The following is a 24,519-nucleotide window of genomic DNA, read 5'->3' on the forward strand; positions in this document are numbered from 1 at the left end:
CGCTCACAGCGACTGGATGATCCGCTCCACCTGCTCCTTCGCGTCGCCGAAGACCATCGCCGTGTTCTCGCGGAAGAACAACGGGTTCTGCACACCGGCGTACCCGGTGGCCATCGAGCGTTTGAACACCACGACGTCGCGCGCGCGCCACACCTCCAGCACCGGCATCCCGGCGATGGGTGAGCCGGGGTCCTCCTGGGCGGCAGGGTTCACGGTGTCGTTCGCGCCGATGACGAGGACGACGTCCGTCGACCCGAAGTCGCCGTTGATCTCGTCCATGCCCAGCACGACGTCGTAGGGCACCTTGGCCTCCGCCAGCAGCACGTTCATGTGGCCCGGCAGCCGGCCCGCGACGGGGTGCACACCGAAGCGGACGTCCACGCCGCGAGCGCGGAGCTTCTCGGTGAGGTCGGCCACGGGATGCTGTGCCTTCGCGACCGCCATGCCGTAGCCCGGCACGATGATGACCGACCTCGCGGACGTCAGCTGTTCGGCGACGTCGGCGGCGAAGGTCTCCCGGTGCTCGCCCGACACGCCCGCCGCGACGGTGCCGGGCTCCGTCCCGAACCCGCCGAGGATGACCGAGACGAACGAGCGGTTCATCGCCCGGCACATGATGTACGACAGGATCGCGCCGGAGGACCCCACGAGGGCGCCGGTGATGATGAGCAGGTCGTTGCCGAGCATGAAGCCCGCGGCCGCGGCGGCCCATCCCGAGTACGAGTTCAGCATGGAGACGACCACCGGCATGTCGCCACCGCCGATGGAGGCGACGAGGTGCCAGCCGAGCGCCAGCGCGACGACGGCGGCAAGGACCAGCGCCGTGAGCGCGACGGCGTCCGACCCGGCGCTCGCCGCCGCGAGGAACCAGGCCAGCAGCCCGGCCGACGCGACGACGAGGCCCAGGTTGATCGCGTTGCGACCCGGCAGGTTGAGCGGTGCGGACCTGATCCTCGCCGCCAGCTTGAGGTTGGCGACGATCGACCCGGTGAAGGTCACGGCGCCGATGAGGATCCCGAGGAAGACCTCGACCAGGTGCACGGTGCCCGCGTGCTGCTCGGTCAGGTACGACCCGAACCCGACCAGCACGGCCGCGAGCCCGACGAACGAGTGCAGGAGCGCGATCAGCTCGGGCATCTGCGTCATCTCGATCTTGCGGACCCGCCAGGTGCCGACCGTCGCACCCACGACGAGCACCAGGAGGATCAGACCGGCGGTCACCGGCCACGGCCGCTCGGACTGTTCGAGAGCCAGGGCGACGGTGGCCACGAGTGCCAACGCCATACCGAGCATGCCGAGCACGTTGCCGCGACGGGCCGACTCCTGCTTGGACAGCCCGGCCAGCGAGCCGATGAAGAGGACGCCCGAGACCACGTAGGTGGCCTGGACCACGGACAGCACCGTCATCGGGCCACCTCCGACGTCACGGGGGCGCCCGACGGCGAACCCTTGCGGAACATGCGGATCATGCGGTTCGCGACGAGGAACCCACCGAACACGTTGATCGACGCCAGGGTGGCGGCGACGACGGCCAGGGACGTGACCAGCCAGTCGTCGACGCCGATCTGCAGCAGCGCGCCGACCAGGATGATGCCGCTGATCGCGTTGGTCTGGGCCATCAACGGCGTGTGCAGGGCGTGCGTGACGGCCGAGATGACGTAGTAGCCCACGACGACGGCGAGGGCGAACACCGTGAAGTGGCCGACGGCGTCCGGCGGCGACACCGCGACCGCGAGACCTGCGAGGAGCGCGGCGAGCACCGTGAGCACCCCGTTCCGCCGCGACCTGCTCCGCCGTGCGGCGGCCTCCGCGGCGGGGTCCGTGCTGCTGGGTGCCGGCTCGGGGGGCGGCGCTGTCGGTGCCGGTGCCGCGGAGACCTGCACCGGCGGCGGCGGCCAGAGCACCTCGCCGTCGCGGGTGAGCGTCATGCCGCGCACCACCACGTCGTCGAGGTCGATCACCAGGCTGCCGTCCCGGGCCGGTGTCAGGAGCGTGACCAGGTTGACCACGTTGGTGCCGAACAGCTGGGAGGTGTGCTGCGGCATGCGCCCCGGCAGGTCGGTGTACCCGAGCACGATCACGCCGCCGTCGCTCACCACCCGCTCGCCCGGGACCGTCAGCTCGCAGTTGCCTCCGCCGGCGGCGGCGAGGTCGACGATCACCGACCCCGGACGCATCGCGGCCACCATCTCGGCCGTGATGGTGGTGGGGGCGGTGCCCCGGACGAGCGCCGTGGTGATCACGACGTCCGCCCCCGCGGACTCGGCGGCGTAGGTCCGGCGCGTCGCCGCCTCCTGGTCGCCGGTCAGGGCGCTGGCGTAGCCGTCGGCGCTGACCTCCTGGGAGGCGCCCTCGGCCCGGACGGCGGTCGCGCCCAGCGACTCGATCTGCTCGGCCGCCTCGGGGCGGACGTCGAACGCCCGCACCTTCGCACCCAACGAGGAGGCGGTGCCGATCGCCGCGAGCCCCGCGACACCCGCACCGATCACGAACACGGTGGCGGGCGGCGTCGTCCCGGCAGCGGTCACCTGCCCCGTGAACATGCCACCGAACTCGTCCGCGGCCTCGATCACCGCGCGGTACCCCGCCACGTTGGACTGCGCCGACAGCACGTCGAGCGCCTGGGCCCGCGAGATCCGCGGGACCGCGTCGAGCGCCAGCGCCGTGACCCGACGCTCGGCCAGGGCGTCGACCAGCTCCGGTCGTGCCGCGGGGGCGAGCTGCGAGATGAGCGTGCTCCCCGGCGTGAGCAGGTCCAGCTCCGCCGGGGAGGGAGCGTTGACGCTCGTCACGACGTCGCACGCCCAGACGTCGGCACGCTCGCCGATCCGGGCACCGGCCTCGACGTAGGCCTTGTTCGGCAGGTTCGCGCGCTCCCCCGCGCCGGCCTCGACGACGACGTCGTAGCCGAGCGCGGTGAGCTGGCGCACGGTGGCGGGCGTCGCGGCGACGAGCCGCTCGCCCTGGCGCGACTCGAGCGGGATACCGATCTGCACGGGCTCTGACCTCCTTCGGTCGGAAACCCCTGCAACCTACCCGGTCCGCACGGCGAAGACGAGACCGGGTCGCACAGCGAGACGAGGTATCAGCGCGTGGCCCCCACCAGGTCGTCGGGCTCCGCGGCCGGTGCCGGCCGCGCGCCACGCCGGGGCTTGGTCCGGTAGTGCGTCGTGTAGAGCATGAGGCCGACGAACGTCAGCCCACCGACGAGGTTGCCGATCACCGTCGGGATCTCGTTCCAGACGAGGTAGTCGACGACGGTGAAGCTGCCACCCATGAGGAGCCCGGCCGGGAACAGGAACATGTTGACGATCGAGTGCTCGAACCCCATGTAGAAGAACAGCATGATGGGCATCCACATGCCGACCACCTTGCCGATCACGCTCCGGGACATCATCGCGGCGACGACCCCGGTCGAGACCATCCAGTTGCACATGACGCCGCGGACGAACAGCGTGAGCATCCCGCCGGCGCCGTGCTCGGCGTAGCCGACCGTCCGACCCTCACCGATGTGACCGATCGCCTGCCCGACCTCGCTGGGCTCCGTGGACCACCCGTAGGTGAAGTAGATCGTCATGAAGACGGCGACCATGAAGGCACCGGCGAAGTTCCCCACGAAGACCAGGCCCCAGTTGCGCAGCACGGCCCCCACCGTCACGCCCGGCCGCTTGTCGAGCCAGGCCAGCGGGGCGAGCGTGAACACCCCGGTGAGCAGGTCGTACCCGAGCAGGTAGAGCAGGCAGAAGCCGACGGGGAAGAGGATCGCACCCAGGAGCGGGTTGCCGGTCTGGACCGACACCGTGACGGCGAAGGCTGCGGCGACCGTCAGCAGGGCCGCCCCCATGAACGCCCGGATGAGCGTGTCCCGCGTGGACAGGTGGACCTTGGACTCGCCAGCGTCGATCATCTGCGTGACGAGCTCGTTCGGCTTCACGTACGGCACGGCGGCTCCTTTCGTCGAGGGGCGGCTCCCGGGCGTCGGTGTCCCGGAGCCTGACCCGCACCAGGGTTCCCGCCGGGTCTTGCCGCTGGAGATCGTCGGTGTTACGGCTCTGGCGCGACTTCCTCACCGCACGCCGGGCGCTGCCGTGAGGGGGCGTGCAAGGAGGACGCCGGGCGAGACACAGTCACGGCATGAGGACTGCTGCCGTCACCGGCCTGGGCGTCGTCGTCGCACTCGGCCTCGCGGCGTGCGTCGGGGACCCCGCCGGCGGGCCGCCACCCGCCGTCGTCCCGACGCCGAGCGCGACCCAGGTGCACGGTCGCTGGCCGGACTCCGACGACACCGCACAGCCGCCGCCCTTCGAGGTGCGGACGGGGCACGACGCCCTGCTGCTGTACCCGTTCACCTACTGCTACCGCCAGGGGTGCGCGGACGGCGTCGACGACGACCCGCCCTCCGTCGGGAACCCACCCGAGATGTTCGTGCACGTGCCGGTGGCAGAGTTCGACGAGCTGACCGTCAGCCTGACGCCCGACGCCGACGATGCCGCGCGGCCTGTCCCGGCGAACGTCGCGGAGCTCGGCGACGGCTGGTGGAGAGTCACGCTCCGCGGGCTGGCGGGCGACCACCGCCTCACTCTCTTCGCCGTGGGCGACGGCGCGGGCGACATGGTCGCGGACGTCCGCTGGGGCACCACCGACGACGGGCCCACCGGGACCGCGACGCCCTGAGCCACAGTGACCGAGGTCAGCCCCGGCGCGGGCCCACCCACACCTGCTGGGCGTTGACGAACTCGCGGATGCCGTGCGGTCCGAGCTCGCGGCCGTAGCCGGAGCGCTTGATCCCCCCGCTGGGCAACCGCGGATCGGTCTTGACGATGCCGTTCACCGCGACCTGCCCGGCTGCGATCCGCGGGGCCATCGCCTCGCCCCGTTCGGGCGTCGACCACACGCTGGCCGCCAGCCCGTAGTCGGTCCGGTTCGCCATGGCGATCGCCTCCTCGGCGTCGGCGGCCTCCATGACCACCATGACCGGGCCGAACGTCTCCTCCCGGCACGCCGTCATGCCCTCCGTGACGTCGGCCAGCAGCGTGACCGGATAGAAGTAGCCGGGCCCGGACGGCACCTCGCCGCCGAGGAGCAGGCGCGCTCCGGCGTCGACCGTCTCGCTGACCTGGCGGTGGAGCCCGTCGCGCAGGTCCTCGCGCGCGATGGGGCCGACGTCGGTCCCCTCCGCGCGAGGATCCCCGACGGTCAGCTTCTCGAGCCGCAGGCGCAGCCGCTCGACCATGTCGGCGTAGACCGCCGACTCGACGATGATCCGCTTCGCGGCGATGCACGACTGGCCGGCGTTGATGATGCGGGACAGGGTGATCGTGTCCGCCGCGGCGTCCAGGTCGGCGTCGGCCAGCACCAGGCACGGGTCCGACCCGCCCAGCTCCAGCACGGTGGGCTTGATCTCCCCCGCCGCCAGGCTCGCGACGGCGGCGCCGCCCTTCGCGGACCCCGTGAAGGACACCGCGTCCACGCGCCGGTCGCGGATGACGTCGGCGACCGCGGGCGTCTCCAGCGGCAGGTTGCCGAAGACGCCGGCCGGTGCACCGGCCGCGGACAGCTCGGCCGCGACGACCTGCGCGATCGCCCGTGCACACCCGGGCACGTGCGGGTCGTGCTTCATCAGGCACGTGTTGCCCGCCATCAGGGCGGGGGCCGCGAACCGCGCGGCGAGCCAGAACGGCGCGTTCCAGGGCAGGACGCCCAGGACGGTCCCCAGCGGCAGGTGCTGCACGTAGCTGTGGGTGGCATCCGAGTCGATGGTCTCCGGCGCCAGGTACCCGGCCCCGTGGTCGGCGTAGTGCTCGAAGCACCACGCCGCCTTCTCCACCTCGCCGCGCGCCTCACCGATCGGCTTGCCCATCTCCTCGGTCATCAGCGGGGCGAACTCCTCGACCTGCGCCCGCAGCCGGGCAGCCACCCCGCGGAGCACCTCTGCCCGTCCGTCGAGCCCGCGGGCCGCCCAGTCGGCCCGCGCGGCTTCCGCGGCGGCGAGCAGGGACTCCACCTCCGCAGCGCCGGACGGGGCTACCTCTCGCACGACCTGTCCGGTGCTGGGGTCGATCGCAGTCAGCATGGATGCTCCTCTCAGGCGACTTCGGGACGGATGGGCGTGGCACCCTCGTGCGGCACGGAGCTCGCCGCGTGCTCCGGCTTGACGGTGAAGTCCTTGTCGAGCGTGAAGAAGGACTCGCAGCCGTCCGCCGTGACGTGGACGGTGTCGGAGATGCCGACGGTCTTGTCACCGTCGACGCCCCACATCCACGGCAGGATGTGGAACGTCATCCCCTCGCGCAGGATGGCAGGGTTGCCCTGGTTGAGGCTCACGATGTAGCCCTCGTCCCAGCTCGGCGGGAACGCGATGCCGATCGAGTACCCCGACCGCGTGACGAGCCGGGCGCCCACGCGGTTCTCGCTGATGATGCTGCGCACGATGTTGTCGGCGTCGGACACGGTCAGGCCCGGCCGGATCGCCGCCTCCACCTCGGAGAGCGCGAGCTTCATCCGTTCCTGTGCCTCGAGCATCGAGTCCGAGAGGTCGTCGAGGACGGCGGTGCGCATCATGGCCGTGTGATAGCGGCGGAAGCATCCCCCCACCTCGAGGAACACGTGCTCGCCGGGCTGGACGGTCCGGCCCTCCCAGGTCGCGTGACCGATCATGCTCCGTGGCCCCGACGTCACGTAGGGCATCACGGCGGGGAACTCACCGCCGGCGCGGAACATGGCCGAGCTGATCTCCGCGGCGATGTCGTTCTCCGTCACGCCGGCGACGCAGGCCTCCAGGCCCGCGCGCATCCCGGCCTCGGTCGCCTGGGCGGCCTTGCGCATGACCTCGATCTCCACGGCGGACTTGCACACCCGGCCCTCCTCGACGATGCCGAAGCAGTCGAGCAGCCGGCCCTCCGTGAAGCTCGCGTGGATGTAGTCCTGGTGGTACGCGGGGAAGTAGTAGCTGTTGCGCTCGTAGCCGACCTCCTTGGTGTGCAGGCCGAACTCGCGCATCGCCTGGACGAGCCCCTGGATCGCGTCGCCGGTGTCGGGGTACGGGCGCGTCGTCTCGACCCAGGTCCGGGCATGGACGTTCGACTCCTCCATGGCACGGGTGATCATGAACGGTTCGCCGTCCAGCGGCACCACCAGCGCCTGGAAGAAGGAGTAGCCCGTCGTCTGGTAGTCCGTGAGATACATCAGGTTCTCCGGATCGGTGATCACCACCGCGTCCAGCAGCCTGTCGGCCATGCGCCGGCGCAGCTCGCCCACGCGCCTCTCGTACTCCTCGAACGGGAACGTCATGTCCTCGCGTGGGTTCATCCCGGTCTCCTGTCGGTCAGGTCTCAGATGGCACGTCGCACGGCCTTGTCGAGGATCTGCAGCCCTTCCTCGAGGTCCTCCTCGGGGATGGTCAACGGGGGGATCAGCTTCAGCACGCGGCCGCCGCTGCCGCACGCGCCGATCAGCATGCCCGAGGCGAAGCAGTCGGCGACGACGGCCTTGCCCCGCGCACCGTCGCCGACGTCGAGGCCCTGGACCATCCCGCGGCCACGGACGTCGAGCCCGGCGTCGACGTCGTCGGCGAGCGAGCGCAGCGACCGGGCCATGGTCTCGCCCTTGGCCCGCACCTCGTCCATGAGCGCGTCGTCGTCGAAGTACGTGAGCGCCTCGCGGCCGGCCACGAAGGACAGCCCCTGGCCCCGGAACGTCCCCGTGTGCTCGCCGGGCGACCAATGGGCGTCGTGCTCCGGCTTCGCGAGGTTCATCGCCAACGGCGTCCCGAACCCGCCGATGCCCTTGGCGAGGCAGATGATGTCCGGGTCCAGCCCCATCCCGTCGAAGCTGAAGTAGCTTCCCGTCCGGCCGCAGCCGACCTGGATGTCGTCGATGATGAACAGCGCACCCACCTCGTGCGCCAGGTCCTGGACCGCGCGCAGCCACTCGGCGCTCGCGACGTTCACGCCACCCTCGGCCTGGATCGTCTCCACCAGGAACGCCGCGGGCGGGACGAACCCGCTCGAGGCGTCGGCGAGGAGCGCGCGGAAGTCCTCGATCGCCCGGACGCCTCCCCCGGGCGCGGTGTCGAAGGGCAGCCGCACCACGTTGTCCAGCGGCACACCTGCCGCGTTGCGGAAGTAGTCGTTGGCGGTGGCCGCGAGCGCACCGAGGGTCATGCCGTGGAATCCGTGGGTGAAGGCCACGACGTCACGGCGGCCGGTGACCCGCCGGGCGAGCTTGAGCGCCGCCTCCACGGCGTTGGTGCCCGTCGGCCCCATGAACTGCATCTTCATGGTCATGTCGCGGGGAGCCAGCACGGTCTCGGCGAACTTCTCGATGAAGTCGCGCTTCGTGGTGGTCGCCATGTCCAGGCTGTGCGCCACGCCGTCGGCCTCGAGGAACTCGATCATCGCGCGCTTCATGCGCGGGTTGTTGTGACCGAAGTTCAGGACTCCTGCGCCGGCGAAGAAGTCCACATAGCTGCGTCCGGCCTCATCGACCTGCCGGGCGTTGGATGCCGACGCGAAGACCGTCGGGTACGTGCGGCTGTAGCCGCGGATCTCGGATTCCCACTTCTCGAACGCCTCCATTGACCACTTCTACGTGTCCCCTCCAGGGCTGTCAACAGGTGCGGCCGAGGGTTTACCGCGGGGACATCTCCCCAGCACGGCGGCGCGGCTGTCGCGCCAGCAGGACCGATGAGGGCCGACCAGGACCAGCGGCCCGTCGACGAACACGAGAGACGACGAAGGCCCCGCCTCACGGCAGGGCCTTCGTCGTCTCTTCGGTGGAGCTGAGGGGACTCGAACCCCTGACCCTCTGCATGCCATGCAGATGCGCTACCAGCTGCGCCACAGCCCCGTGAACCTGACGCGGACGCCGGATTCGGGATGTTCGTGCACTTCCTGCGGGCTTGCGCCCCTCGGGAACGGAGATATCTTAGGCAGACTTGGGCTCAGGCTCCAAATCCGCGTGCGGACCCGCCTGCCAGCGGTCCAGCGGGTACCCGGCACCCACGTTGTGCGCCACCAGCCGCCAGCCGGGCACCGCCCCGGGGGCGGATCGGTGCAGGTGGGACCAGTGGACGTTGTTGACGCCGGAGATGCCGCGCCAGCCCCCGGCGTCGAGCCCGAGCAGCCCGGTGATCGCCAGGGAGATCGCCGCCCCGTGCGAGACGACGACGAGACACTCGTCACTGCCCAACGGTTCGGCGTGCTCCAGGACCGCCGTCACCATCCGGTCGGCCACGGCGACCTTCGTCTCCGCCCCGATGCCCTGCGGCTCGCCGCCGCGCCGCCACTCCTCGCGCTCCGCCGGCCAGCCTGCGGCCATCTCCGGGGGCGTGAGCCCTTCCCAGTCGCCGAACGCCCGCTCCCGGAGCCGCGCGTCGGTCTCGACCGCGGCCCCGACGAGCGCCGCATAGGCGTTGGCGGTGTCCACGGCACGCACGAGGTCGGACGAGACGATCCGCGCCGCCCGGTGGGAGGCGATGAGCGCGGAGGCACCCTCCGCCGCCTGCCAGCGGCCCACCTCGTCGAGCGGGATGTCGATCTGCCCCTGCAGCCGCATCGCGGCGTTGTAGGCCGTGCGCCCGTGGCGCAGCAGCACGATGGTCCCCGCCGTCACGACCGCTTCACAGCCCGCCGGACAGTCGGATCGTCCCGTCGGGCGGGGTGTCGCCGAACTCCTCGCGGGCCGCCGCACCGTCGCCGCCACGGGCGTCGTCGGGCAGGTCGATCGCCGGGCAGTCCTTCCAGAGCCGTTCGAGGGCGTAGTAGACGCGGTCCTCGGCGTGCTGCACGTGCACGACGACGTCGCCGAAGTCGAGCAGGACCCAGCGCGCCTCGGCCTTGCCCTCGCGGCGGATCGCCTTGGCGCCGGCGGCGAACATCGCCTCCTCGACGGCGTCGACGACGGCGCCGACCTGGCGCTCGTTCGTGCCCGACGCGATGAGGAAGACGTCGGTGAGGACCAGCTGCTCGCTGACGTCGAGGGCGATGATCTCCTGGGCCTTGCGCTGGGAGGCGGCACGCGCCGCGGTGATCGCCAGCTCGACCGCGCGATCCGTGGCCGTCATCGGGTTCCTCCCTCGTCGGTCAGCGTCATGGTCGCCGATGCCTCCTCCGTGCCGAAGTCCTCCGTGTCGGGGCCGTCGAGCAGGAGGTTCCAGACCAGTGCGCCGAGGACGAACGCCACGACGACCAGCACGATGTAGTGCAGCCAGGTGTAGGACGGCTCGGCCTCGTCCCACTCGTCGTCCTCGTCGAGCTCCGGGTCGAGGTCGACCCGGACGGGCTGCCCCTCCCCGACCACCGAGGCGAAGGGCGAACCTGGCGCGTCCTGGCGGAGCGGTGCCGCAGGCTGACCTGACGGGGCGGGGGCCGACCCGGCGCTCGCCGAGCCCCACGGCAGAGGCGGGGCGACGGTGGTGGCGTCCGGGTCGTGGCTCGCGGGAGCCGCAGGGGTGGCGGGGCTCGCCGCACCAGGCCACGCCGGCGCGGTGCGGGCCTGCGTCGGAGCCGCCGCCGGCGGCGTGCCCGCGGGCGACGCGACGGGCGCACCCGGCGCGCCCGGGGAACCCGACGACGGGCCGAACGCCGAGCGTCGGCTGGGCGCGCCCTCGAACGGCGACGGCGCAGCCTCCGGGCCGGTGGCCGACGACGCGGACGAGGCGGACGCGCCCGCTCCTGCACCGGCGAACGGCGATCGCGGCGACTCGGTCCGCCCGGGCGCGCCACCGGCGGGAGCAGAACCGCTCTGGCTGCCGAAGGGGGTGGCCGGGCGCGGCGACGGCCGGGCCGAGGTGCGTGGGGGCCCGGTCGGCGTCGGCGGCCCGGCCGCGCCGGGCTCACCGCCAGGGCGGCGCACCGGCGTCAGACGACCCGTCTCGTCGACGCCCCGCACCCCGCCGGACGTCGACGGCGGTCGGACCGTCGGGGAGGGAGCGGGTGCCGGGCTCGCGGCAGCGGGTTGCTGCTCCCGCAACGACCGGCGCGACGGCGGCGCGGCGGCACTCGGTGCCGGAGCCGGCGGGGCGGGCGGCGCCGACGAGGCGCTCGGCACACCGCGCCCGAAGGCGGCCGGGCCCGCACCGGGGACCGGTGCCGACGGGCCGGGCGGTGGAGCGGCCTGCCGGGCCGCAGCCTCGGCGGCGGCCTGCTCACGTTCGCGGATCTCCCGACGTGTCAGCGGCCGGGACGTGTTGTCACTCATCGAGACCTCGATACAGACCGTGCTTGGCGATGTACTGAACGACGCCGTCCGGCACCAGGTACCAGACGGGCTGGCCCGCCTCCGCGCGCCGACGGCAGTCCGTGGACGAGATCGCCAGCGCCGGCACCTCGAGCGTCGTGACGCCCTCCGAGGGCAGGCCGTCGACCGTGAGCCGGTGGCCCGGCCGGGTGACGGCCACGAAGTGCGCCATCTCCCACAGCGATCCCGCGTCCTTCCATGTCAGGAGCTGCTCGATCGCGTCCGCGCCCGTGATGAAGTACAGGTCGGCGTCGGGGCGATCCTGCCGCAGGTCGCGCAGCGTGTCGACCGTGTAGGTGAGACCGGGGCGGTCGATGTCCACGCGACTGACCGTGAACCTCGGGTTGGACGCCGTGGCGATGACCGTCATGAGGTACCGGTGCTCGGCCGGGGAGACCCGGGTGTCCTGCTTGAAGCTGGGCTTGCCCGTCGGCACGAACACGACCTCGTCGAGGTCGAGCAGCGCCGCGGCCTCGCTCGCGGCCACGAGGTGACCGTGGTGGATGGGGTCGAACGTACCGCCCATCACCCCGATCCGGGGACGACCCTGCTCACTCACCGGTAGGCGGTCTCGTCAGTGCTTGTTGCTGGCGTTGCGGAAGGCGAACGTCGCGAGCAGCGCGACGACGAATCCCCCGAAGGCGAGCACGCCCAGCATGACGGGCGAGATCCCGGACGACGCGTGCTCGGCTGCCTCCTCGGCAACCTGGACGGCGGTGTGCAGCACGGGGGCTCCTCAAGAAGTAGTCGGGGCAAGTCGGGGCACAGTCTCTCACGACGCACGGTCAGGGCCGTACGTGACCGTCACCGTGCACCACCCACTTGGTCGTGGTCAGCTCCGCCAGCCCCATCGGCCCCCGGGCATGGAGCTTCTGGGTGGAGATGCCGATCTCCGCACCCATGCCGAGCTGGCTGCCGTCGGTGAACCGGGTGGACGCGTTCACCATCACCGCCGCGGAGTCCACCTCCGCCACGAACCGCTCGGACGCGGCCAGGTCGCGGGTCACGATCGCCTCGGTGTGGCCGGAGCTCCAGGTGCGGATGTGCTCGATCGCCTCGTCGAGCGAGCCGACGACCCGCACGGCGAGCTCGGCCGCGAGGTACTCGGTGGCCCAGTCCTCGTCCGTGGCGGGAGTCACCTCGACGCTCTCGGGTGCCAGCGCCCGCGTGCCCTCGTCCCCGTGCAGGACGACGCCCGCGCCACCGAGCGCGGCGAGCGCGGCCGGCAGGAACCGCTCCGCGGCGTCGGAGTGCACCAGCAGGGTCTCCGCGGCGTTGCAGACCCCTACGCGCTGGGTCTTGGCGTTCATGATGATCTCGACGGCGGTCGCCGGGTCCGCCGAGGCGTCGACGTAAACGTGCACGTTGCCCGTCCCCGTCTCGATCACCGGGACCGTCGACTGCTCCACCACGGTGCGGATCAGGTCCGCGCCGCCACGGGGGACGAGCAGGTCCACCAGACCGCGCGCCTGCATGAGGGCGATCCCGCCAGGACGGCCGTAGGCGTCGATGGACTGCACGAGGTCGGCGGGCAGCCCACGGGCCTCGAGCGCCGCGCGCAGGACCGTCGTGATGGTCGTGTTGGACGACGCCGCAGCGCTGCCGCCGCGCAGGATGACGGCGTTGCCGGACTTGAGCGCGAGGCCGGCGGCGTCCACCGTCACGTTGGGACGTGCCTCGTAGATCATGCCGACCACGCCCATCGGGACCCGGAGCTGTCGCATCCGCAGCCCGTTCGGCAGCGTCTGGCCACGGACCACCTCCCCGACCGGGTCGGGCAGCGCGGCGAGCTCACGCAGGGCGTCGGCGATCGCGACGACCCGGTCGCCGGTGAGCGTGAGGCGGTCGAGCAGACCGTCGCTCATGCCGTTCTCCCGCCCGCGGGCGAGGTCCTCGGCGTTCGCCGTCACGATCTCGCCGGACGCCGCCACGAGGGCGTCGGCCAGCGCGTGCAGCGTCTGGTCCTTCTCGGCACGGGTCGCGGTGGCCAGCACGCGGGACGCCTTCTGGGAGCGGCGCGCGACGTCCTGGACGGCCGCCGTCACCTCGGCGTCCGGCTGCGGCCTCCCGACGGGGCCGGGCGTCGCGGTCGCTGCGTGCTCGAACGTCGTGGTCATGCCCTCGAGACTACGACGCCGAGGCGGACGAGGACAGGCCGTTCCGTCCTTCGAGCACCAGGTCGTCGCGGTGGACCACCTCGCGGTCGTACCCCACGCCGAGGTCGTCCCGCAGCTCGTAGGTGGACCGGCCCAGCAGCGGCGGCAGCTCGGCGGCGTCGTAGGCCACCAGCCCGCGGGCGACCACGGAGCCGTCCGGCCCGACCAGCTCCACCGGGTCACCGGCGTCGAACTGTCCCTCGACCCGGGTGATCCCGGCGGGGAGGAGCGACGCGCGTCCACCCAGCACCGCGCGCGTGGCGCCGTCGTCCAGGTGCAGGACCCCTGCGGCGCGTGCCGCGTGCGCGATCCACAGCCGCCGAGCCGTGGTCCGCTTGCCGCCGGCGGCGAAGAAGGTGCCGACGTCGTCGCCCGCCAGCGCCCCGGCCACGTTCGCGGCGGCGGTCAGCACCACGGGCACCCCGGCCTCCGTCGCGATGCGCACCGACTCCAGCTTGGTGACCATCCCGCCGGTGCCGACGCTGCTCCCCCGCGCCGTCACCTCGATCCCGGAGACGTCGGCGAGGTCCGCGACGTGCGAGATCCGTCGCGCGCCGGGACGGCTCGGCGGGGCGTCGTGGAGGCCGTCGACGTCGGTCAGCAGCACCATCGCGTCCGCCCGGACCAGGTGCGAGACCAGGGCGGCGAGCCGGTCGTTGTCGCCGAAGCGCAGCTCGTCGATGGTCACGGCGTCGTTCTCGTTGACGACCGGCACGACGCCGAGGGCGAGCAGCTTCTCGAGCGAACGCTGGGCGTTCCGGTACCGCACGCGGCGCACCGTGTCCTCGGCCGTGAGCAGCGCCTGGCCCACCTGCAGGCCGTGCGCGGCGAACGCCTCGTTGTACCGGGCGACCAGCTGACCCTGCCCGAGCATCGCGCAGGCCTGCATGGTGGCCAGGTCGCGCGGCCGTGCCGCCAGGCCGGCCGGACCGATGCCCGCGGCGATGGCCCCGGAGGTCACGAGGACGACCTCCTGGCCCTGCGCGCGGCGCGCGGCCAGCACGTCCACCAGCGCCCGCAGCGCCACCACGTCGAGATGCCCGTCCGGCCGTGTCAAGGAGGACGAGCCGATCTTGACGACGAGCCGACGAGCGGCGGGCAGCGCAGCGCGGGAGGAGGCGTTCACGAGGCCATCATCCCCGCAACCGGCGTCAGTCGTCGGCGGGGTCCGCCCAGTGACCCGCGTCGCGCTCGGTCCACAGCTCCTCGCGGGCCGCCGTCTTGGCGTCCATCCGCTCGCTGTGCTCCTGGCGCTTGCTCGCTCGGGTAGGCCGCGAGGGCTCGTCGAAGCGCAGGTCGGTCCCCCGGGCGCCGAGGAGCTCGGCACCCGTGCTCATGGTGGGCTCCCAGTCGAACACGACGGCGTCGCGCTCGGTCCCGATGCGGACCTCGTCGCCCGCCACCGCCCCGGCCTTGAGGAGCCTGTCCTCCACGCCGAGCTTGGCCAGCCGGTCCGCGAGGAACCCGACGGCCTCGTCGTTGTTGAAGTCCGTCTGCCGCACCCAGCGGTGCGGCTTGCGCCCCTCGACCAGGAAGTACACGTGGCCGGTGCTGCCGTCCGTGCGACGGGTGACGGTGAACCCGGCGTCGTTGACGGCCCTGGGCCGCAGGACCACCCGGGCCGGCTCGGGCGGGGGCGCCGCGGCGCGGGCCCGCGCGACGATCTCACCGAGCGCGAACGTCAGCGGACGCAGGCCCTCGTGCGAGGCGGTGGAGATCTCGAAGACCCGCAGCCCTCGTGCCTCCAGATCGGGCCGGACGAACTCCGCGAGCTCACGCGCCTCGGGCACGTCGATCTTGTTCAGCACGACGAGCTGGGGACGCTCGGTGAGCGGCACGCGGCCGCCCTCGATGCCCAGGTCGCCCGCGTACGCCGCGAGCTCCGCCTCGAGCAACTCCAGGTCGCTGATCGGGTCGCGGCCCGGCTCCAGCGTCGCGCAGTCGAGCACGTGGACGATCACGGCCGTCCGCTCGATGTGACGCAGGAACTCCAGACCCAGCCCCTTGCCCTCGCTGGCGCCCGGGATCAGGCCGGGCACGTCGGCGATCGTGTACCGGGTGTCGCCCGCCTGGACCACCCCGAGGTTCGGCACCAGCGTCGTGAACGGGTAGTCGGCGATCTTCGGCCGGGCCGCCGAGACCGCGGCGATCAGGGAGGACTTGCCGGCGCTCGGGAAACCGACCAGCGCGACGTCGGCGATCGACTTGAGCTCGAGGACGACCTCGCGCTCCTCTCCCGGCTCGCCGAGGAGCGCGAAGCCGGGCGCCTTGCGCTTGGGCGACGCGAGAGCGCGGTTGCCCAGCCCGCCACGGCCACCCTCGGCGATGACGAACTCGGTGCCGTCGCCCACGAGGTCGGCCAGCACGTTGCCGTCACGGTCCTTGACGACCGTACCGTCGGGGACCCGGAGGATCAGGTCCTCGCCCTTGGCCCCGTCCCGGTCGTCGCCCATGCCCTGGCCACCCTTGGGAGCCCGGCGGTGCGGCGAGTGGTGGTACTCGAGCAGCGTGGTCGTCTGGGCGTCCACGACGAGCCGGACGCTGCCGCCGTCGCCACCGTTGCCGCCGTCCGGGCCGCCGAGCGGCTTGAACTTCTCGCGGTGCACGGACGCGACCCCGTGCCCGCCGTCACCGCCGGCGGCGTGCAGCACCACTCGATCGACGAAGCTGGCCATGGGTAGATCCTCTCAGGACGGCGGGCGGAGAACAGCACGAGGGGCGCACCCGAGATGGTGCGCCCCTCGTGGGAAGTGCGGCAGCGGTTCGCTGCGCGACGGCTCAGATCCGGTGGATCAGGCCTGCGCGGCCGCGACGATGTCGACGACCTTGCGGCCACGGCGGGTCGCGAAGGCGACCTCGCCGGCGGCCAGGGCGAACAGCGTGTCGTCGCCACCGCGACCGACGTTCTCGCCCGGGTGGAAGTGGGTGCCACGCTGGCGGACGATGATCTCGCCGGCGTTGACGGCCTGGCCGCCGTAGCGCTTCACGCCGAGCGACTTCGCGTTCGAGTCACGACCGTTGCGCGAGGAGCTCGCGCCCTTCTTGTGTGCCATGTCAGGCCTGCTTTCTGGGAGTACGAAGAGAGTACGAAGAGGGTGGGACCGGGAGGCCGGGGCCGCCGGGCGTCACTTGATGCCGGTGACCTTCAGGCGGGTCAGCTGCTGACGGTGACCCTGGCGCTTCTTGTAACCGGTCTTGTTCTTGTACTTCTGGATCGAGATCTTCGGGCCCTTGGCGTCCCGCACGACCTCGGCGGTGACCTTGACCTTCGCGAGCTTCTCGGCGTCGGAGGTCACCTTCTCCCCGTCCACGAGCAGGATCGCGGGCAGCTCGACGGTGTCGCCGGCCGCGCTCTGGATGCGGTCCATGACGACGATGTCGCCCACGGACACCTTTTCCTGACGGCCACCGGCCTTGACGATCGCGTACACCATGCTGATGCTCATCTCTCCTGGTCTTGGCGTGCTCGCCCGACGTCGGTCACCGGCTTGATCTGGGACTCGGGCCGCCGCGGCGGTCGAGTGCGGTGCGCCGAGGGCACACGGGACAGGCACGCTGAGGGCGCGCCGACGCACTACTGTACGCGACGCCGCCAGCCGCGATCAACTGCCACGGCCGCCCGCGGGCGTGACCTCAGGCACGTCGCGGCCGGGACCGGCGCCCGACAGGGCGCACTCGCTGGGCCCGCTCGCAAGGGGCCCGCTCGCAAGGGGCCCGCTCGCAACGGGCCCGCTCGCGACGGGCCCGCCTCCGGCCGATCATGGCACGGTGAGGTCATCACCTCCGCCGGCCGGCAGCCCACCCACCGACGACGGCGCCGACGCCGTCGCGGGGGTGATGCATGCCGTCGACCGGCGCGACTTCCTCCCCCGGACCCAGCGTGCCGCCGCCTCCCAGGACCGCCCCTTGCCCATCGGGCACGAGCAGACGTGTTCGCAGCCGTCGACGGTCGCCGCCATGCTGTCGCTCCTGCGCGTCCCGTGGGGCGGCTCCGTCCTCGACGTGGGCTCCGGGTCGGGATGGACGACGGCGCTGCTCGCGCACCTGGTCGGCCCCGGCGGCGAGGTGCTCGGCGTGGAGCTCGTCCCCGACATCGCGGCCTGGGGCGCCGCGAACCTGGCTCGGCAGGAGATGCCGTGGGCCACGATCGTGCCGGCGACGAGTGGCACGCTCGGTTCGCCCCGCGAGGGCGGGTGGCAGCGGATCCTCGTCTCGGCGTCCCCCGCCGAGCTGCCCGGCGAGCTGGTGGACCAGCTCGCCCCCGGCGGTCGGATGGTCATCCCCGTCCGCCACGCGATGCTGCTGGTCGAGCGGTCCGACGACGGCACGGTGCGCACCACCGAGCACGGGACCTACAGCTTCGTCCCGCTCGTCCAGGACTGAGCCGACTGGTCGTCACTTCACCTTGACGATGTCCGCCGCCCGGTCCGACGTCAGCGTCGACGTTCCGGTGTACTTCACGATCCACTTGCCGGACTTCGACTGCTTGAACTTCTTGGAGAAGGCCCCCTTCGACGTCACCGTCGCCGTCCCCTTGTACACCGCGCCGCGAGAGCCGGCCGGATCGAAGTAGATCTTGACCTTCTTGCCCTCAAGCGGGCGGGTGGCACCATCACCGTAGTGATAAGCAGGGTTCCAGAACTTCAGCGTCCCCTTGACCGTGACGTACCGCCCTTGGCGGACCGGCTCGGGCGAGACGTTCACACCGAGGTACGTCGCCCGCTTGAAGTAGAAGGTGTCGGAGTAGTGCGCGTCCGGGAGCTGGCAGTAGTGCTCCCAGTCCCATCCGTCCTCGTCCACGCCGAAGACCTCGAAGTCCCGGTCGACGGTCGCCACGGCCTTGTACCGACCGAACTGCTCCCAGTCGTACCAACGGCTCGAAGTCACCGCGCCGGACGCAGCGGCCTTGCTCGGGTAGAGATACGCCCCGCCGCCCACGTAGTTCCCGTACCGGTCGTGGTAGGCGACGTCATAGGTCCAGTCGAAGCCACCCCAGCCCGTGTATTCCTCACCGTACTGGGGAAAGCTCTGCGCATCGAAGCAGGCACGGATCTGCGCACTCGTCGGCTTCTTCACCGAGTACGAGATCTTGACAGTCTTGTTGTGCTGACCCTTGTACAGCACGACGTCGGGATGATTCACTTCGCCACCCGATCCGCTCGAGGCGGCGGCTGCGGGAGCCACTGCCGCACCGACGCCGAGAGCGGCTCCGACGAGCACCGCGATGACCTTTCGCCTCATGTCGTCCCTCGTTCTTCAGCGGGCCGCCCGGACCGGGCTCGCTCAGATTAGTCCGGACTCCGCGGTTTCGACTCGGCTGCGGGCGGGTGATCTTCCGGTCGGACCTGCGCGAGACCTTCACGTCGGGGCCCGTGCCCCGAAACCTACGGTCCCGTAGGCTCGGGCCATCTGCACGACCGGGCACCTGCCCACCACCTCGGCTGGGAAGCCGACACCGACCCTCTGCGAGGCATGCATGGCCCCCACCGCCCCGTCCGTGATCGACCAAGCCGGTCCCCCACCCACCGCCGCCGCCAAGTTCACGAGCAGCTACAGCGACCTCGCCCGCCAGGTGCGGGAGGCGGGTCTGCTCCGGCGGGCCTACGGGTACTACCTCGCGACCGGCATCGGCGTGGCACTCGCGCTCGGCGGCATCATCACCGGGATGGTCCTGCTCGGCGACTCGTGGTTCCAGCTCCTCATGGCGGGCGCGCTCGGCATCGTGCTCACGCAGATCGCCTTCCTGACGCACGAGGCCGCGCACCGGCAGGTCTTCGCGAGCGGGCCGGTCAACGACAAGGTCGGGCGCTGGCTGGCCAACGCCGTGGTCGGCATCAGCTACTCGTGGTGGATGACCAAGCACACGCGCCACCACGCCAACCCGAACCAGATGGGCAAGGACCCGGACATCGCGCCGGACACGATCCGGTTCAGCGCGGAGGACGCCGCCGAGGTCCGCGGACCGTTGCGCCACATCACGCGGCGACAGGGCTGGCTGTTCTTCCCCCTGCTGACCCTCGAGGGCCTGAACCTGCACGTCACCTCCATCCGTTCGCTCCTGACGGGTCCTCCCAAGACCCTCGCCGCGCGCCGTCGCGAGCTCGTCACGATCGCCGTCCGGCTGACCCTCTACGTGGGCGTGATCGTCTGGTTCATGCCGCTGGGGCTCGCCGCCGCGTTCATCGGCGTCCAGCTCGCCGTCTTCGGCGTCTACATGGGCGCGTCGTTCGCCCCGAACCACAAGGGGATGAAGCTGGTCCCGGCGGGGACCAAGATGGACTTCCTGTCCAAGCAGGTGCTCACCTCCCGCAACATCCGTGGCGGCTGGTTCATGAACGTCCTGATGGGCGGCCTCAACCACCAGGTCGAGCACCACCTGTTCCCGAGCATGCCGCGGCCGAGCCTGGCGAAGGCGCGCCTCCTCGTGCGTGAGCACTGCGCGAACCACGGGCTGCCGTACACGGAGACCAGCCTCGTCGCCTCCTACGCCATCGTCGTCCGCTACCTCAACCAGGTCGGCCTCGCGGCGAGGGACCCGTTCGACTGCCCCCTCCGGCAGGAGCTGCGCGGGTACTGACGCCCGCGAGCCGTAACGAGGGCCGGCAATCGGTCGGGTGCCACGCCGTCAGGCATGGCGGTGCGCCCGGCAGCGCGCCTGGTAGGAGTCAGTCCCGCCGACGTGTGCGGGCACCGCGACGAGGGCGTCGCCAGGCGAGTTCCCGGCGTCGGGCAACCGCACGTGATACGCGGCGTCCCGTCCGCACACGCTGCACACGGCCGTGAGCTTGACGACGGTCTCGGCCACCGCCATGAGGGCGGGCAGCGGTTCGAACGGTCTGCCGTCGAAGGTCACGGTGAGCCCGGCGACGACGACGTCGAGCCCGGAGTCCAGCAGGTCGAGGACGACCGTCACCAGCCCAGGACCGAAGAACTGCGCCTCGTCGATCGCGACCATCCGGGTGTCGGCTGAGACGAGCCCCGGGATCCCGGAGGTCGCGTCCACGGATCGCGACGCGATCTCGACCCCCGAGTGGGAGGCCAGCACCCCCGCCCCGTAGCGGTCGTCCAGCGTGTGCGCGACCGTGAGGACCTCATGTCCCGCCACCTGCGCGCGCCGCACCCGGCGGGCCAGCTCCTCCGTCTTGCCCGCGAACATGGGCCCGCCGACCACCGCGAGCCGACCGGGGTCTCGACCGTCGTCCATGCGGACCAGTCAAGCACCCGCCCGGCCGCCTCCGCCCCGGAAACGCCGACGCCCGTGCCCGACCGCTGACGGTCGGGCACGGGCGTCGGGACGCGACGACCTATCGGCCGTCGGTCGGCTCGCCGTCGGTCAGCGCCGCAGCCTCGTCATCAGCCTGCTCAGGAGCCTCTTCGGCTCCGGCTCCTTTGGCCGGTCCGGCCTCCGGGCCCGCCACCGGCTCCGGCTGCTCGCCGGGCTCGGGCGCCGGCTCGGGCAGCACGATCGCCTCGACCGCAGCCTCCACGGCGGCACCCGCCTCGGCGGCGGTCCCCTCCGTGACGGGCTCCGGCTGGTCCACGGTCTCCGCGGACGCCACGGTGTCGGCAGCGGTGGCCACCGACCCGTCCGCGTCGTCGTGCTCGTCGTGAGCGTGGTCGTGGTCGTGGGCGTGGGCGGCCGCGGCCGCGATCGTGGCCAGCGTCGCCTTGACCGCCTCGCGCGCCTCGGACTTGTCGTCCGGCAGCTTCGCCATGTCGACGCCCGCCGTCTGCGACTCCTCCTTCTTGCCGCCGCCGCGCTTACGGCGCGACCGCTTGGACGCGTCGTCGCCGGAGCCCGCGGTCGCAGCAGCGCCACGCTCGACCGGCTCGCTGTGCACGATGAAGCCGCGGCCCTTGCAGTGCTCACAGGTGGAGGAGAAGGCCTCGACGAGCCCCTGCCCGACACGCTTGCGGGTCATCTGGACCAGTCCCAGCGACGTCACCTCGGCGACCTGGTGCTTGGTGCGGTCCCGGCCGAGGCACTCGACCAGCCGCCGGAGCACGAGATCGCGGTTCGACTCCAGCACCATGTCGACGAAGTCGATGACGATGATGCCGCCGATGTCCCGCAGCCGGAGCTGGCGGACGATCTCCTCGGCCGCCTCCAGGTTGTTGCGGGTCACCGTCTCCTCGAGCGTGCCGCCCGAGCCGGTGAACTTGCCCGTGTTGACGTCGACCACTGTCATGGCCTCGGTCCGGTCGATGACCAGCGAGCCGCCGGAGGGCAGCCAGACCTTGCGGTCCATGCCCTTGGCGAGCTGCTCGTCGACGCGGTGCTTGGCGAAGACGTCACCCGGCTCGATCCACTTCGAGACCCGCTCGCGCAGGTCCGGTGCGAGCTCGGCCACGTAGGACGAGATCTCGGACCAGGCGTGGTCGCCCTGCACGACGAGCGAGGTGAAGTCGTCGTTGAAGATGTCGCGCACCACGCGGATCGCCATGTCCGCCTCGCCCTGCAGCAGGCTCGGCGCGCTGGTCGACGACCTGCCCGCCTTCTCGCTGATCGCCTGCCACTGCGCCTCGAGCCGCTCGACGTCGGCGCGCAGCTCGTCCTCGGACGCACCCTCGGCGGCGGTGCGGACGATGACCCCGGCTCCGTCGGGGACGACGTCGCGCAGGATCTTCTTGAGGCGGCTGCGCTCGGTGTCGGGCAGCTTGCGGCTGATCCCGGTCATCCCGCCGCCCGGCACGAACACCAGGTAGCGGCCCGCGAGCGTGATCTGCGAGGTGAGGCGCGCACCCTTGTGCCCGATCGGGTCCTTGGTCACCTGGACCAGGACGGAGTCACCCGACTTGAGGGCGTCCTCGATGCGCCGCGGCTGCCCGTCGATCCCGGCGGCGTCCCAGTTGACCTCGCCGGCGTAGAGCACGGCGTTGCGGCCCTTGCCGACGTCGACGAACGCCGCCTCCATGGAGGGCAGCACGTTCTGGACCCGGCCGAGGTAGACGTTGCCCACCATCGAGGCCTGCTCCTGCTGGGAGACGTAGTGCTCGACGAGCACGCCGTCCTCGAGCACGGCGATCTGCGTGCGGTCGTGCTCCTCGCGCACGAACATCGAGCGCTGCACCGACTCCCGGCGCGCCAGGAACTCCGCCTCGGTGATGACCTGGCGGCGGCGGCCGGCGTCGCGCCCGTCCCGGCGACGCTGACGCTTCGCCTCGAGGCGGGTGGAGCCCTTGAGCGCCGTGACCTCGTCCTCGGCACGTTCCTTGCGCCCCGTGTCGCGGTCGTTGCCGCGGCCACCACGCCGGCGACGGCGACGGCGACGGCTGGAGCCCGACGACTCGGACTCGTCCGTCTCGCCCACGTCCTCGGCGCCGGGCTCGGCCGCGTCCTCCGGGTCAGCGCCCTGCTCCGGCCGCGAGGTGACCTCGTCGGCCGACGACTCGGACTCGTCCGCGCTGTCCTCGCCCTGGTCGTCACCGTCGTCGGAGTCGTGCTCGTCGTCGCGCTGGTCGACCTTGCGCCCGCCCCTGCGGCCACGCCCGCCACGCCGGCGCCGGCGCCGCGGGCGGATGTCCGACTCGTCGCCGTCCTCGCGGAAGTCCTCCGGCCGCAGCTCGGGGAGCGCGACACCCTCCGACTCCAGCTCGCTCTCGATGACCTCGAGCTCCGAGACGGCGGCCTCCTCGGCCTCGCTCAGCGTCAGCGCCGTGGGCTCCTCGTCCGCAGCGGGCTCGGCAGCGGCAGCCGTGGGCGCCTCGGCGGGCGAGGACTCGACGGCCTCCTCCAGGGCCTTCGTCGACCGGGCCCGGCGGGAGGTGCCGGACCTCTTCGTGGACCTCTTCGCGCTCGTGGTGGCGGCCGTCCCGGTGGCGGCATCGTCGGTCGGCGCGTCGGTCGCCGGACGGTCGTCCGCCGGCTGCGGCTCCGGTGCGGCGACCGCGTCGTCGTCGTGCGACCGGGGCGGACCGGCCGGTGCCTGGGCCCGACGCGACTTGCGCGGTCCGGACATCTCGGGGGCCTGGAACAGCAGTGCGGTCGTCGCGAGGCGCGGGCTGCCACCCCCACCGGCAGTGCGCGCGGTCGCCGGCTCGGCGGCCTCCTGCGCGGCAGGCTGCTCCGTGGCGGCCTTGCGGGTGGCGGACTTCTTCGCAGCAGGTTCGGCAGCCGGGGTCTCGGGAGCCGAGGTCTCGGCAGCCGGTGCGGCGGTCGCGCGCCCGGCCCGGCGCCGCTTGGGCGCCCGGGTCTCGGGTGCCTGCGCGTCCGGTTCCTGCGTCTCGGGCGCCGGAGCCTCAGGGGCCTGCTCCGCCTCGGCGGCCGGCTCGGCCTTCTTGGCTGCTCGCGAACGGGAGCGCTTCGCCGGCTGCTCGGTCGTGCTCGGGCTCTTGGCACGCGAGGTCCGCTTGGCCGCCCCCGTGGACGACGGCGCCGAGTCGGCCGCCGGTCCGCCGGGCAGCACGATGTCGTCCAGCGAGAGGGCGGCGGCGGACGGGGCGGGCTCCTGGGCGGGCTCGGGCAGCGCGATGGCCTCCGGGCCCGCGCCGCTGTCAGCGTCGGCGGCCGACGCCGGCGCCTCGTCCGGCGCGTTCGTCGTGGGTCCGGCGGTGCGCCGGGTGGCCCGGCGCGGCCGGCGGCCTGAACCGGTGGCGGGCGCGTCCTCGGCGGTCACCGGCTGCTCCGGCTGCGCCGGTGCGGAGGTCGCCGGCGGCGTCGGCTCGTCGGGCGGACCTGCCGTCCCGGGTGCCGTCGCGGCGGGCACCACGATCGGCGCCGGTCCGCTGGTCTGGGGGGCCGAGGTCGGCCGGGTGACTCGCCGGCGGGTCGCGCGGCGAGGCGGGGTGCTCTCGGCCTCGGTCGTCGCCTGGTCGCCGGTCGGGATGTCGGACGTCACGAAATACGCTCCTGCTCCCGGTCGCCGGCCCACACCTACCGGCCGCCGGGTGGTCGCCGTCGGGGTGGCAGCGCTGCTCAGCGCGCCGCCCGGACGGAAGTCTCGGTCTCGGCTGCGTCACCCCCGTCTTCGCGGCCGCCGGCTGCCGGGCCCCTTCACGCCCCGCCGCGGCACCGCGTGCGGGACGCGGGAGCTGCAAGCTTGTCGACCGTCCGGGGGATGTGGCCCCGAAGGTCTGCCGTCCAGTATCGCACTCCTCACCGGAGGTGCCGACCGGTGTACGGCGT

General features: G+C 72.4%; 22 protein-coding genes and 1 tRNA gene. 3 read left to right on the top strand and 20 right to left on the bottom strand.

The window, feature by feature from the left end; translation table 11 throughout:
* Positions 1-3 precede the first annotated feature (3 nt).
* From pntB to BCL65_RS12430, 3 genes are all read right to left on the bottom strand, one after another.
* Positions 4-1,407 (bottom strand): Re/Si-specific NAD(P)(+) transhydrogenase subunit beta, encoded by a 1,404-nt coding sequence (gene pntB / locus BCL65_RS12420; protein WP_106268483.1) that lies wholly within the window; start codon positions 1,405-1,407, stop codon positions 4-6.
* The gene (locus tag BCL65_RS12425; protein WP_106268485.1) at positions 1,404-2,996 is read right to left on the bottom strand and encodes a Re/Si-specific NAD(P)(+) transhydrogenase subunit alpha; all 1,593 of its coding nucleotides are present in this window, start codon (positions 2,994-2,996) and stop codon (positions 1,404-1,406) included. Before BCL65_RS12425 ends, pntB begins: the two co-directional genes overlap by 4 nt.
* Positions 2,997-3,085: 89 nt before the next feature.
* The gene (locus tag BCL65_RS12430) at positions 3,086-3,943 is read right to left on the bottom strand and encodes a formate/nitrite transporter family protein (protein ID WP_106268487.1); all 858 of its coding nucleotides are present in this window, start codon (positions 3,941-3,943) and stop codon (positions 3,086-3,088) included.
* A gap of 191 nt (positions 3,944-4,134) precedes the next feature.
* Here BCL65_RS12430 and BCL65_RS12435 point away from each other — a divergent pair, with 191 nt between their 5' ends.
* Positions 4,135-4,674 carry a hypothetical protein gene (locus BCL65_RS12435; protein WP_106268489.1) on the top strand — a complete coding sequence of 180 codons (540 nt, stop codon included), beginning with the start codon at positions 4,135-4,137 and terminating at the stop codon, positions 4,672-4,674.
* A 16-nt stretch (positions 4,675-4,690) separates the two neighbouring features.
* On the opposite strand, the gene BCL65_RS12440 is transcribed toward BCL65_RS12435, so the two are convergent.
* From BCL65_RS12440 to rplU, 14 genes are all read right to left on the bottom strand, one after another.
* A complete protein-coding gene (locus BCL65_RS12440; protein ID WP_106268491.1) occupies positions 4,691-6,073 on the bottom strand; it encodes an aldehyde dehydrogenase family protein in 1,383 nt (460 codons plus the stop codon).
* 11 nt (positions 6,074-6,084) lie between these two features.
* Positions 6,085-7,308: an ectoine hydrolase gene (gene doeA / locus BCL65_RS12445; RefSeq protein ID WP_106268493.1), complete on the bottom strand. Its 1,224-nt coding sequence runs from the start codon at positions 7,306-7,308 to the stop codon at positions 6,085-6,087.
* A 23-nt stretch (positions 7,309-7,331) separates the two neighbouring features.
* Positions 7,332-8,576, bottom strand: coding sequence for an aspartate aminotransferase family protein (locus BCL65_RS12450; RefSeq protein ID WP_106268495.1), 1,245 nt, complete (start codon positions 8,574-8,576; stop codon positions 7,332-7,334).
* A gap of 198 nt (positions 8,577-8,774) precedes the next feature.
* Positions 8,775-8,847: transfer RNA gene (locus BCL65_RS12455), tRNA-Ala, on the bottom strand.
* Between the two features lie 78 nt (positions 8,848-8,925).
* Positions 8,926-9,612 (bottom strand): histidine phosphatase family protein, encoded by a 687-nt coding sequence (locus BCL65_RS12460; RefSeq protein ID WP_106268497.1) that lies wholly within the window; start codon positions 9,610-9,612, stop codon positions 8,926-8,928.
* Between the two features lie 7 nt (positions 9,613-9,619).
* Positions 9,620-10,063, bottom strand: coding sequence for a ribosome silencing factor (gene rsfS / locus BCL65_RS12465; protein ID WP_106268499.1), 444 nt, complete (start codon positions 10,061-10,063; stop codon positions 9,620-9,622).
* The gene (locus BCL65_RS12470) at positions 10,060-11,199 is read right to left on the bottom strand and encodes a hypothetical protein (protein WP_125206540.1); all 1,140 of its coding nucleotides are present in this window, start codon (positions 11,197-11,199) and stop codon (positions 10,060-10,062) included. Before BCL65_RS12470 ends, rsfS begins: the two co-directional genes overlap by 4 nt.
* Positions 11,192-11,797, bottom strand: a complete 606-nt coding sequence (nadD, locus tag BCL65_RS12475; protein ID WP_258176970.1) for a nicotinate-nucleotide adenylyltransferase — start codon at positions 11,795-11,797, stop codon at positions 11,192-11,194. Before nadD ends, BCL65_RS12470 begins: the two co-directional genes overlap by 8 nt.
* A 15-nt stretch (positions 11,798-11,812) precedes the next feature.
* The gene (locus tag BCL65_RS18020) at positions 11,813-11,965 is read right to left on the bottom strand and encodes a hypothetical protein (RefSeq protein WP_165800016.1); all 153 of its coding nucleotides are present in this window, start codon (positions 11,963-11,965) and stop codon (positions 11,813-11,815) included.
* A 58-nt stretch (positions 11,966-12,023) separates the two neighbouring features.
* Positions 12,024-13,355, bottom strand: a complete 1,332-nt coding sequence (locus BCL65_RS12480) for a glutamate-5-semialdehyde dehydrogenase (protein WP_106268505.1) — start codon at positions 13,353-13,355, stop codon at positions 12,024-12,026.
* 10 nt (positions 13,356-13,365) lie between these two features.
* A complete protein-coding gene (gene proB / locus BCL65_RS12485) occupies positions 13,366-14,520 on the bottom strand; it encodes a glutamate 5-kinase (protein ID WP_106268507.1) in 1,155 nt (384 codons plus the stop codon).
* 25 nt (positions 14,521-14,545) lie between these two features.
* The gene (obgE, locus tag BCL65_RS12490; protein WP_106268509.1) at positions 14,546-16,069 is read right to left on the bottom strand and encodes a GTPase ObgE; all 1,524 of its coding nucleotides are present in this window, start codon (positions 16,067-16,069) and stop codon (positions 14,546-14,548) included.
* Between the two features lie 117 nt (positions 16,070-16,186).
* The gene (gene rpmA, locus BCL65_RS12495; protein ID WP_106268511.1) at positions 16,187-16,447 is read right to left on the bottom strand and encodes a 50S ribosomal protein L27; all 261 of its coding nucleotides are present in this window, start codon (positions 16,445-16,447) and stop codon (positions 16,187-16,189) included.
* Between the two features lie 72 nt (positions 16,448-16,519).
* Positions 16,520-16,828 (bottom strand): 50S ribosomal protein L21, encoded by a 309-nt coding sequence (rplU, locus tag BCL65_RS12500; protein WP_106268722.1) that lies wholly within the window; start codon positions 16,826-16,828, stop codon positions 16,520-16,522.
* Between the two features lie 334 nt (positions 16,829-17,162).
* Here rplU and BCL65_RS12505 point away from each other — a divergent pair, with 334 nt between their 5' ends.
* The gene (locus tag BCL65_RS12505) at positions 17,163-17,777 is read left to right on the top strand and encodes a protein-L-isoaspartate O-methyltransferase family protein (protein ID WP_258176971.1); all 615 of its coding nucleotides are present in this window, start codon (positions 17,163-17,165) and stop codon (positions 17,775-17,777) included.
* Between the two features lie 12 nt (positions 17,778-17,789).
* Here BCL65_RS12505 and BCL65_RS12510 read toward each other — a convergent pair whose 3' ends face one another.
* On the bottom strand, positions 17,790-18,536 hold the full coding sequence (locus BCL65_RS12510) for a hypothetical protein (RefSeq protein WP_125206541.1): 747 nt from the start codon (positions 18,534-18,536) through the stop codon (positions 17,790-17,792).
* A gap of 334 nt (positions 18,537-18,870) precedes the next feature.
* Here BCL65_RS12510 and BCL65_RS12515 point away from each other — a divergent pair, with 334 nt between their 5' ends.
* On the top strand, positions 18,871-19,971 hold the full coding sequence (locus BCL65_RS12515) for a fatty acid desaturase family protein (protein ID WP_106268517.1): 1,101 nt from the start codon (positions 18,871-18,873) through the stop codon (positions 19,969-19,971).
* Positions 19,972-20,019: 48 nt separating this feature from the next.
* Here BCL65_RS12515 and BCL65_RS12520 read toward each other — a convergent pair whose 3' ends face one another.
* Positions 20,020-20,598: a thymidine kinase gene (locus tag BCL65_RS12520; RefSeq protein WP_106268519.1), complete on the bottom strand. Its 579-nt coding sequence runs from the start codon at positions 20,596-20,598 to the stop codon at positions 20,020-20,022.
* 100 nt (positions 20,599-20,698) lie between these two features.
* The gene (locus tag BCL65_RS12525; RefSeq protein WP_243401036.1) at positions 20,699-24,232 is read right to left on the bottom strand and encodes an Rne/Rng family ribonuclease; all 3,534 of its coding nucleotides are present in this window, start codon (positions 24,230-24,232) and stop codon (positions 20,699-20,701) included.
* Positions 24,233-24,519 lie beyond the last annotated feature (287 nt).

The organism is Isoptericola halotolerans (assembly GCF_003003075.1).
GTDB classification, from domain to species: Bacteria; Actinomycetota; Actinomycetes; order Actinomycetales; family Cellulomonadaceae; genus Isoptericola; species Isoptericola halotolerans_A.